We start from the raw sequence: 9,433 nt of genomic DNA, 5'->3' as shown, positions 1-9,433 counted from the left end.
CGACCAACGAAAATTTTTTGAGTTGCATTTAGCTGCTGATTTTCAGGTACAACTCTTAATTTACCCGTTTTTAGGCTTAACCGAAAAGTATTGCTGCGTTTGGGATTTACTGGCACTCTCTCTAGTTTTCGTGCTGCAATACCTGAGTTTCAACATACCCCAACCGAACAACTCCCTTTTTTTGGTCATGGTTGATCATGGAGATTTTGGATGAAAAAATTCCGCCTCGGCAGCACAGAAGCAATCCTCGATTAGTTAAAAAAACTCGTTCTAAGTTTTCGTCTAAGAAACCATGCGATAGAGGAACTGGTACTCAACGCCAGCCACTTAATTTTTCCATTATCAATACTGCTTAATTCTTAACCGAAAAGTATTGGTCCCATAAGAGTCATTCTTTTAGTTAATTAATTTCGAGCAACACCTTCTTCACGCGCTGCACGTTGCACGGCAGCAGCAACAGCAGTGACGACGCGCTCATCAAAGACTGAAGGAATAATATGTTCCCGATCCAAATTTGAAGGTTTGACTAAAGAAGCGATCGCACTTGCGGCTTCCAGATACATTGTGGTGGTAATTGCCTGGGCCCGACAATCTAAAGCACCACGGAATACCCCAGGAAAAGCGAGGACGTTATTAATTTGATTTGGGTAATCACTGCGACCAGTAGCGATCACAGCAACATATTCACTAATTAATTCTGGCTGAATTTCTGGTATCGGATTTGCCATTGCAAACACAATTGCATCTTTCGCCATTGAATGCACCATTTCTGGTGTCAAAACTCCCGGTGCGCTGACACCAATAAAGACATCTGCCCCTTGCATTGCACCCGCTAACGTACCCTGAGCTTTCACAGCAAATTCAAGTTTTTCTTCTGTCAAATCGGTGCGACTAGTAGAGATAATCCCTTTAGAGTCGCACATCCAGATTTTTTCTGCCCCAGCTTTACGGAGTAACCGAGCGATCGCCACTCCAGCCGCCCCAGCACCGTTAATCACGATCCTGATTTGGGCCATTGACTTATTTACCAGCTTTAGGGCATTAAACAAGGCGGCCAAAGTAACAATTGCTGTACCGTGCTGGTCATCATGAAAAACGGGGATATCTAACTCCTGGCGCAATCTCTTTTCAATTTCAAAGCAGCGAGGTGCAGCGATATCCTCTAAATTCACACCCCCAAAAACTGGAGCGATATTCTTAACTGTCTGGATAATCTCTTCTGTATCTTGGGTGGCGAGACAAATGGGAAAAGCATCTAGCCCAGCAAATTCTTTAAATAGCATTGCTTTGCCTTCCATGACTGGGAGAGATGCTGCTGGGCCAAGATTTCCCAATCCCAAAACGGCACTACCATCGGTAACAATCGCAACAGTATTTTGTTTGATGGTTAATTTGTAAACTTCCTCTGGATCTTGAGCGATCGCTGTACAAATTCGACCAACTCCGGGCGTGTAAGCCATTGCTAGATCGGACACACTTCTTAAGGGAATTCTGCTAGTAATGTTGATTTTGCCCCCGCGATGCAAATTAAAGGTGCGATCGTAGACACTGAGTAACTTGATATCTGGCAATGCTTTCACTGCTTGCACAATGGTTTCTGCGTGCTCAGTACTAGCAGCATCCACAGTCAGATCGCGGGTGGACTCTTTACGGGTTTGCTCGATTAAATCAATTTGACCAAGATTACCGCCAGTGGTAGCGATCGCCTGGGTTATCGACGCCAACATCCCTACACGATTGGGAATCTGCAAGCGCAGTGTCAAACTAAAACTAGAATTAGGAGTTAGGTCTGCCATGTTGATTTTAGATTTTAAGCTTTAGATTTTATATTGAATTGAGACGAAAACTAAAATCTGAGATTTGTGGTCAGTGGAAACACAATGAATGTAAACTCCTGGGGGAACCCTCAGTAGTTAGTTTACTCACTACTCACAGTTTTGATAGTTATATTTTATTTATACCAATGCATTTACTAATATAAATGAGTAACAATTTAGTAATTGTACCCAAATACACCAGATATTTTTTTAATGTTTTATCTGTGTAAATATTTGTATAACTATAGTTTCATGAAAAAAGCGTCCTCTAGACAGAGAGCGTGAATTACAGGCCTGATCGTTGCCACAGGTACTGCCTCACCAGCAACCAAATCCAGGGAAAAGTTGTAAGCATTGCGCTTGGGCATTACTTATATACCCAAATTGGCGTGGTTAGACATGAACAGACTACGTGACGATGATTAGACTAGTACAGCACGGCGTAAATAAGCAGACCATTGAAAAGCCCTAAAGAGCTTATTCCATAATACTTTTGACTTTTACTTCTCTACGAGAGGCTGCGCCAACGGCTACGCTCAGTACAAGTGACTTTTGAATGAGTGACCTCTGCCTTGTGGTACTAGTCGCCCAAGGATAATAACTTTCTCTACCCCCATCCCCTCGGCTCCAAACCTCTGCTTGAGTGGAAGTAGTAGTGCAGACATCCATCTAGAGTCTTATATTAAAGACTTTAAAAGAGACTTAAAAAATCGGCAGCTATTTTGCTTACCTTATGGAGGGAAACAAATTTGTGCTGGTCTTTTTTCGGGAGTTGGAGTCAGGCGATCGCTCCTGATTTCTCTAGTTACAACTGTGAATATTCAGGCGATCGCGTGGCTAACCAGAGCGAGCAATTCATCCTTCCTTCCTATGTCAGAACCAATGCTTCTATCTTTTACAAAATGCCGTACAGCGCTTTCTCCAGATTGTTTATGAACTCCACACCTCGTTGTGAAAGACGACATTGATCTGTGAGCAGCGACATCTAATTTGTAAATCTACAGTACTAGTGAATAAGCTGATCCACCTCTGCGCTAATCTAGAGGTTATATCTAATAAAGGCTTATGACACCTGAAGCAATTGTAGATACGGTAACAGAATTATTTGGTACATCCGCTGTTCGTGCGATCGCTCCTGGATCGTGGCAAATAGACAGTTCTGGTTTTCGGCTGTTGCTGCTGCTTTCCGAAGATAATACTTGGCTGCGAGTTTTATTGCCTATTGTGCCTGCAAAGGAAGGGCAACCATTCTTAGCACAGTTCCTAGAAGCCAACTTTGATGACACTCAAGAAGTACGTTACGCTTTGTATGAAGGGAAAATTTGGGGGGTATTTCAACATAATACTGGCACTTTAGTAAATACAGATTTGTCCGATGCAATCAACCAACTTGTATCTCTTTATCAGGCTGGATTAGATAATGTCTTTAATCGACTAATTGAAAGCCGCATCCGGCAAATTATTCAAGCAGCAAAACAACAAGGACAATCTCTGCAAGCTACTATGCAAACCTTAGAACGCTTTTATGCAGAAGGATTAATGGGCGATATAAATCAAACCTCAGAGACGCGAGAAAAAGTCCTAACTGCTTGGCGGCGTCAGTTAGAAAAATTATGGAATGAAGGTTGATTTCAATTTTTAATTAGGGATTCCTATCTGCGCCATTTTTACATATTAAAGTAATTTATACATCTATCTATTTATCATGGATATCATTGAAATCCTCAAAGAAGACTATCAAAGATTCCCTGTAAATCAAACTTACAGCATTTACACTCCAGACGTTTATTTTCAAGACCCGCTGAATAAATTTCGTGGTGTTAAACGTTACAAACAGATGATTAATTTCATCGAAACTTTGTTTTTAAATCCCAAAATGGACTTACATAGCATTCAACGTTTGGGAGACACAATAAAAACTGAGTGGACACTGAGTTGGAACACTCCTCTCCCCTGGAAGCCACGGATTTCTATTCCTGGTTGGAGTGAATTAGGTTTTAACTCTGATGGTTTAATTATCTCCCATGTCGATTACTGGAATTGTTCACGCTTAGACGTGGTGAAGCAGCATTTCGTTGCTGCAAAAATGTAAACAATTAAGGCTTGTCTAATTTCCTCCTTACAACCTTTTTCTGTTAAATAGATCACGCGGTAGGGGCATAGCATTGCTGTGCCCCTACAACATATGTGGTCTAATTAAAAGCGATTATGATCAACAGTTACAACATTCATCATCAACATTGCGACATTCATCATTAACGTTGCGACATTCATTACTAACATTAAAGTAATCGTCCAAAAAAACAAGTGCAATATCTGAATTAAGAGAAATTACTCAGATTTATATATTAGTTTTTTAATAAATAAAATTATTCACGAATTTTACTGAACCAGAAAACAGCTTTATTAAGTCAAACTAGTTATACATCGATTCAGTAATCAAAAACCTAACCCCCTAGCTTCCTTCCCTACAAAGGAAGGGAGAGCCAAACTCCCCTCTTTGGTTCAGGGTTGGAGGAGAGGTTTTTCCAGGATGACTGAATTAGTCTTCTAAAAATCTCTCTTACGAATATATCTATGTCCCGTCCAAAACGTACATCCCGTGTTCTGAAAAAAGCTGAATTGCGATCCGCTGGACTGAAAGCAATTGATTAAAATCTCGATTCTGGTGAGAATTGTGATTTGCAAAATCTGACTAAATTAATAGAGCAGTTACGCATTATGCTTATAACATTGATATAGCTATAATTGACTCTTCCAAAACTAAAATTTATGAGATGGAAAAAACCTTGAGCAATCTTACAGATAAATTAGTGAGGGGCGTTGCTTTTAAGTATGGCAAAAACAGTAGCGAATATGAACTGGCGGGTGGTATTCGTGATAGCGAACATGTCCGTAAAAGCAGGTTAACTCGCCTAAAAGCTCGTGCAAAAGAAGTCTCAGATGAGAATGCTAAAACCGTTTAGTACAGTACGGTCTAAGGCAGAAAGCAGAAGTTACATCGAGAATAAGCAAATGCTACTTGTGTATGAAAACCATTTATTGTTGACTGCTGCGATCGCAATTGATTCTATTTAGTTATCCTCTTTGATAAGGAACAGTTATGTACAGTTAATATTATAATTATGCATAAAATAATATGCATAACTATAATCTAGTATCATCTTACATAATGTTTAAAATGCTGCGAGTTTCAACAATTATACTTGTTGAAACTCTAATGAGAGTTTATAGTAATACAAAGTTTTTCCTTACAGTTTCTCGGCAAGTTTGTACCATGATTTATTCTCAAAAATTGCAGAATTATTTGACAGGTTTCTCTTGATCTGTAGTATTAGTAGCTGATTTAGCAATCACACAAGAAGCTCATCCAGTTTTTGCCCAAACGGTAAATTCATCTATTGGTAATGCTGTAACATTCAGTTGCAATGATAGTGAAGCGACAATCAAAGCTAAAAATGGCCCCAAAGTAGTTAATGGAAATACAGCCATTTATATTGGTTATCAGCAAGTCTCATCTAATAACAAAAACCCTGTGACAATCCGTTTTAATAGTGGTCTCAAATCATGGTGTAGAGCTGATTACGAAACAACAAATGATGACGGTACAGGTTACGGATTGTATTGGGATGGGGGCAATGTTTTATATGGCGTTTACTCCTCCACTGGTAGTCAGACTGGTAATGATTTTCGCCGCTTTGCAACTGGGCGTTGGTTGTCTAGCTATGGTAGCGGAGGCGGGCCAAAAGTCGCGGTTATAGCCCGAATTAATCCAGCCAATGGCCAGGTTAACTATGCCACATTTTTAACTGCCAAAAAGGCGGATAATGGACAAACTAACTCTTTGGTTGTCCAAAATCTCTCATGGAATGGCACAAATTTGACTGTGCAAGCAAAGTCATGGTGGACTCCCCGTCGCGTTAATACAAATTCCATGACTTGTACTGGTTCATCACCTTATCAATACACAGCCGTATTTACTGAGGATTTAACAAAGGTGAACTCAGCTTCAGCGCTTACCTGTAGTTAAAGGGTAAGGATTCAACTATCAAATTGAGGAAGCATATTTTTTCCAGTTGTTTAGGAATAGACAAAAGCGATCGCTCTTGGTATTTGTAGTGCGATCGCTCATTCTGATTTATCTATTCCTAATTTTTCCCATTCGGACGCTGAATAATCGTCTCCACCACGCGCCGCTTGGCCTTCGGATCAATACCTACCAAGCGGATATACTCACCGCTATATTCTGCCAGAGTTGCTTCCAAGTTTGATATTGCATCAGACTCTGCATCAATCTGGCTATGAACACAAGTTTGCCATGAACCTGTGCGAAAACGGCGCTCATCTACGTGTTCAATGATAATTTTGTAACCTTGAGACAATAATTGCCTAATTTGTGCTTGTGTATCCAAGCTCAAATGTGTACTCGATACTTCCTGTTGCTGAAATCCATTAATTTTTACTTCTGGAATTACACCATTGCGTGGTGGCTGATTAATTGGTATAACAGGTGGTGCAGATTGAGAATTTCTACCTCGATTGAGTCGATTGTAATCATCAACCAAATGGGAATTTTCCACCCGTTTTTGTTCCCCAACGAGGAAGTTACCAGACTCGATTAAGTGAGACAACCTGAAATCTGGCTTTTTAAATTCTGGTGGCCCTTTAACGCTATTAACCACACTCAAGGACACCTGCTCAAAACCTACTTGATGGATGTAGTTGCGGATTTGTTCGTCATAAATGCGCGATCGCAAAGCGCTAAAAAAGTCAATAGACTGATTGACAAAAGTATCAACTAGCTGTTCAACTTCTTTCTGTGACAGTCCATCCGCTTCAAAAATTCCCTTGACAATTCCCACCTTGTCGTCCCTGTCTGGTTCCCAGTAGAATTTCTCCATCCGTCCATCCCGAATTAACGGTGCATAGAGAGTGGAAAAATCATTACCTGTAACAATAATCGGCACACGATGTAAAGGCGTGGAATCATAGCTTCCAGGCAGTTGCACATCTGTGGGATTATCAGCAATATTCATCAGTGTGGCATTCACCAACTGCGTATTCACAGTATATTGAGTGCCTTCATCAAAGCGTCCAGCCCCGGCATCTAAATCGTTAATCATCAAAACACACATTTTGCCGCGTACTTTGATGAGTTCCGCAGTTTCCCGATAGCGCAACCGAATCAACCGGGCTGGATCTCCTGCATCTGGACTTTCCAATTCGCCGCCAGATATGTTAGTCACTTCGATACCCATTTTCTCGAAGACTAATTGACATTGAAATGTTTTGCCTTCTCCTTTGCGTCCATGAATACCCAAAATCACAGGAACTCGCACACCAGGAAGCTTTAGAAAGTTTTTGGTGATGTGGACAGCCAGTTTGTCCAGAAAGCGGGGAGCGATGTAGTAACCCATGAGCTTGTCTTATGAATAATTAACACTTCTGAAGTTAATGTTAAGTTTTTTTTGAGGATAGCGATCGCTCTTACCTGATTTATTATTACCAACATTATCTGTATGCTTAATAAATATAATTCTCATTTAAAGGCAGCATACAGTAATGGCAGTAACAATTTCACACCAAGCTTATTGGGAACTTTGGGATGAAAATGCCGATAATATTAGTAAATTTGACCCTAATGATGACTTAGATATTATCTACAAGTATCCTCAGCAATTAGGTCAAGGTTACTCACGAACCATTTGGCTACGGCAAGGAATCGAGTTAAACATTGGCAACTACCACAACTTCGATGGAATAATTGTTCATAGTCAGGAACGGGAACATCCCCTAGAATACAATTTTCAACTTTGTGGAAGTTATACAACTCCATTTTCCTCTATTAATACCAAAGAATATAATTTATGCGGTAGTGGAATTGCACCGCAAGAATATTGTCAATCATCATCAGGAAACCACAAACATATTAACGTTCACATAGAACCAGAGGTTTTTCGTTCATTTATTGGCGATCGCTCAGGAGATTTACCAACAGAATTACAGCATTTAATTGCAGAAAATCGGATTTATTATCAAAATTCTGGAAAAATTACTTCTCAAATGCAAGCCTGCTTACAGCAAATTCTACAATGTCCCTACTACGGCATAACTAAACGCATGTATTTGGAAGCAAGAGTTTTGGATCTAATGGCGTTATTGATGGAACAAGAGATAGAAGCGCGAAAAGGTAAAGATTCGACTTCTTCTCTGAAATCAGATGATTTAGAACGCCTGCACCACGCCAGAGAAATTTTATTGCAAAATCTTGGCAATCCTCCCTCTTTAATAGATTTGTCACGACAAGTAGGTTTGAATGAATGTACTCTGAAGCGGGGTTTCCGTCTCGCCTTTGGTACAACTGCTTTTCACTACTTACATCACTACCGCCTTGAAAAAGCACGACAACTATTGCAAACAGGAGATATGAATGTTGTAGAAGTGGCGCGAATAGTGGGTTTTGCTAGTCGCAGTTATTTTGCATCTTCTTTTAGAAAAAATTTGGAGTTAATCCCAAAGAATACGTAACTAATCGAAAGAATTCCCGCTAACGTTCAAAAAATTCCCTCTAACGACCATAATTCACTTTCACACACTAAAGCATTCCTGTAAGCTTCCTGATAAGAATTATTAATTATCAATCAAGTCAGGTCCAGCAAGTTGGTGTTTGAGGAGTTGTGATGAAGAGTTGGTGGTTATTTAACAGTTTTCAGTTGTGGCTGGCACTGAGTCTATCAGGATGTTTGAGTGCTTTGGTTATTGTGCCTGTATCAGCACAAGTTAAATCAGATACCCAACACTTACTAATGCCATCGTCTATACCACAAATAACACATGTATCAGTAATAGTACCAATCACAGGAGTCAAGGCAAATCCCACTGATAAAGGTGTGGAAATAATTTTAGAGACGACTACTGGGACTCAACTGCAAGTGACAAATCGCAGTGCTGGTAATAATTTTATTGTCGATGTTTCTGGCGGGCAATTGCGTTTACCATCGGGCGATACTTATACATTTCGTTCCGAGAAACCGCTTGCGGGAATTACTGAAATAACAGTAAATAATCTTAATGCTACTACAGTGCGAGTCACAGTAATCGGTGAGAAAGCTTTGCCCACGGTTGAGTTATTTGATGATGATGCAGGTCTAGTTTTCGGTATAACTTCTGCTGCAACAGCAATGCAGCCACCTCAAACACCCCAAGCCCAAGAAAAGCCAGCCCTCCCTACACCGCAGCAAAAACCAGCAGCACAGCAAGATGAGCCGATTGAGCTTGTGGTGACGGGCGAACAAGATGGATATCGCGCACAGGATGCGTCAACTGCTACTAAGACAGATACTCCTCTGCGTGATATTCCGGCTTCGATTCAAGTTATTCCCCGCCAAATAATTGAAGACCGTGCTGTTACTCAAGTTAATCAAGCACTGCAAAATGTTAGTGGTGTCAATGCTTCTGTCTATCAAGGCGTTAGCGAACAAGTTAATATTCGCGGTTTTGGTGCTGATTATTTTAAAAATGGTAGTAGCAACGCAATACTTTTCGGTTAAGAATTAAGCAGTATTGATAATGGAAAAATTAAGTGGCTGGCGTTGAGTACCAGTTCCTCTATCGCA

At 40.4% G+C, this 9,433-nt stretch carries 10 protein-coding genes and 1 pseudogene; 8 read left to right on the top strand and 3 right to left on the bottom strand.

Going from position 1 to position 9,433, the window contains the following annotated elements; all coding sequences use genetic code 11:
• Positions 1 to 214, top strand: a 214-nt coding sequence (locus tag V7K21_RS07065; protein WP_335172802.1) for a hypothetical protein, incomplete at its 5' end; no start/stop codon positions are given.
• 190 nt (positions 215 to 404) lie between these two features.
• On the opposite strand, the gene V7K21_RS07060 is transcribed toward V7K21_RS07065, so the two are convergent.
• A complete protein-coding gene (locus V7K21_RS07060; protein WP_335172800.1) occupies positions 405 to 1,796 on the bottom strand; it encodes a malic enzyme-like NAD(P)-binding protein in 1,392 nt (463 codons plus the stop codon).
• A 770-nt stretch (positions 1,797 to 2,566) separates the two neighbouring features.
• Here V7K21_RS07060 and V7K21_RS07055 point away from each other — a divergent pair.
• From V7K21_RS07055 to V7K21_RS30610, 4 genes and pseudogenes are all read left to right on the top strand, one after another.
• Positions 2,567 to 2,785, top strand: a complete 219-nt coding sequence (locus V7K21_RS07055) for a hypothetical protein (protein ID WP_335172798.1) — start codon at positions 2,567 to 2,569, stop codon at positions 2,783 to 2,785.
• A 97-nt stretch (positions 2,786 to 2,882) separates the two neighbouring features.
• Complete coding sequence (locus V7K21_RS07050) at positions 2,883 to 3,446, top strand: leucine zipper domain-containing protein (RefSeq protein ID WP_335172796.1); 564 nt, start codon at positions 2,883 to 2,885, stop codon at positions 3,444 to 3,446.
• Positions 3,447 to 3,522: 76 nt separating this feature from the next.
• The gene (locus tag V7K21_RS07045) at positions 3,523 to 3,909 is read left to right on the top strand and encodes a DUF2358 domain-containing protein (RefSeq protein ID WP_335172794.1); all 387 of its coding nucleotides are present in this window, start codon (positions 3,523 to 3,525) and stop codon (positions 3,907 to 3,909) included.
• Positions 3,910 to 4,394: 485 nt separating this feature from the next.
• Positions 4,395 to 4,783 (top strand): annotated as a pseudogene (locus V7K21_RS30610) (hypothetical protein).
• A gap of 400 nt (positions 4,784 to 5,183) precedes the next feature.
• Here the strand turns inward: V7K21_RS30610 and V7K21_RS07035 are convergent.
• Positions 5,184 to 5,309, bottom strand: coding sequence for a hypothetical protein (locus V7K21_RS07035; RefSeq protein WP_335172791.1), 126 nt, complete (start codon positions 5,307 to 5,309; stop codon positions 5,184 to 5,186).
• A gap of 43 nt (positions 5,310 to 5,352) precedes the next feature.
• On the opposite strand from V7K21_RS07035, the gene V7K21_RS07030 reads away from it, so the two are divergent.
• Positions 5,353 to 5,847, top strand: a complete 495-nt coding sequence (locus tag V7K21_RS07030; protein WP_335172789.1) for a hypothetical protein — start codon at positions 5,353 to 5,355, stop codon at positions 5,845 to 5,847.
• Between the two features lie 118 nt (positions 5,848 to 5,965).
• Here V7K21_RS07030 and V7K21_RS07025 read toward each other — a convergent pair whose 3' ends face one another.
• Complete coding sequence (locus V7K21_RS07025) at positions 5,966 to 7,234, bottom strand: ribulose bisphosphate carboxylase small subunit (RefSeq protein ID WP_335172787.1); 1,269 nt, start codon at positions 7,232 to 7,234, stop codon at positions 5,966 to 5,968.
• Between the two features lie 145 nt (positions 7,235 to 7,379).
• Here V7K21_RS07025 and V7K21_RS07020 point away from each other — a divergent pair, with 145 nt between their 5' ends.
• Together V7K21_RS07020 and V7K21_RS07015 are read left to right on the top strand one after the other, a co-directional pair.
• A complete protein-coding gene (locus V7K21_RS07020) occupies positions 7,380 to 8,345 on the top strand; it encodes a helix-turn-helix domain-containing protein (RefSeq protein WP_335172785.1) in 966 nt (321 codons plus the stop codon).
• Between the two features lie 152 nt (positions 8,346 to 8,497).
• Positions 8,498 to 9,367, top strand: a complete 870-nt coding sequence (locus V7K21_RS07015) for an AMIN domain-containing protein (protein ID WP_442948853.1) — start codon at positions 8,498 to 8,500, stop codon at positions 9,365 to 9,367.
• Positions 9,368 to 9,433: the final 66 nt, after the last annotated feature.

It is taken from the genome of Nostoc sp., from assembly GCF_036919595.1.
In the GTDB taxonomy this organism is placed as follows: domain Bacteria; phylum Cyanobacteriota; class Cyanobacteriia; order Cyanobacteriales; family Nostocaceae; genus Nostoc.
This window is presented reverse-complemented; position numbering and strand designations above follow the sequence as displayed.

Excerpts from the sequence above, each read along its gene's own strand:
- V7K21_RS07060 (WP_335172800.1), bottom strand. The coding sequence starts at position 1,796 with ATGGCAGACCTAACTCCTAATTCTAGTTTTAGTTTGACACTGCGCTTG.
- V7K21_RS07050 (WP_335172796.1), top strand. The coding sequence starts at position 2,883 with ATGACACCTGAAGCAATTGTAGATACGGTAACAGAATTATTTGGTACA.
- V7K21_RS07045 (WP_335172794.1), top strand. The coding sequence starts at position 3,523 with ATGGATATCATTGAAATCCTCAAAGAAGACTATCAAAGATTCCCTGTA.
- V7K21_RS07035 (WP_335172791.1), bottom strand. The coding sequence starts at position 5,309 with ATGGCTGTATTTCCATTAACTACTTTGGGGCCATTTTTAGCTTTGATT.
- V7K21_RS07025 (WP_335172787.1), bottom strand. The coding sequence starts at position 7,234 with ATGGGTTACTACATCGCTCCCCGCTTTCTGGACAAACTGGCTGTCCAC.
- V7K21_RS07020 (WP_335172785.1), top strand. The coding sequence starts at position 7,380 with ATGGCAGTAACAATTTCACACCAAGCTTATTGGGAACTTTGGGATGAA.
- V7K21_RS07015 (WP_442948853.1), top strand. The coding sequence starts at position 8,498 with ATGAAGAGTTGGTGGTTATTTAACAGTTTTCAGTTGTGGCTGGCACTG.